Genomic DNA, 255 nt, shown 5'->3' on the forward strand with positions numbered 1-255 from the left:
TCGCTGTACACAGTGATCTCAGTAGGAATCGGTAGACCCGGCTCTTGATTTGAGGTCGCAGCGTTAAATTCTTTACAGAACGCCATGATGTTCACGCCTTTTTGACCCAATGCTGGACCAATCGGTGGTGAAGGGTTTGCTTTGCCTGCAGGCACTTGCAGTTTGATGTAACCATCAATCTTCTTAGCCATGAGATACTCTCCTTTATGGGTAATAGCGCCAAATCAATACGGTATAACCCTTATTGACTAACAG

The 255-nt window shown here is 45.5% G+C and carries 1 protein-coding gene; it reads right to left on the minus strand.

The genetic code is table 11. The features are described 5' to 3' along the window. Nucleotides 1-191 (minus strand): uL11 family ribosomal protein (locus AAEZ06_RS27800; RefSeq protein WP_502948068.1); only part of this gene is annotated, 191 nt, incomplete at its 3' end. Nucleotides 192-255: the final 64 nt, after the last annotated feature.

The organism is Pseudomonas sp. HY7a-MNA-CIBAN-0227, assembly GCF_040310325.1.
Classification (GTDB): domain Bacteria; phylum Pseudomonadota; class Gammaproteobacteria; order Pseudomonadales; family Pseudomonadaceae; genus Aquipseudomonas.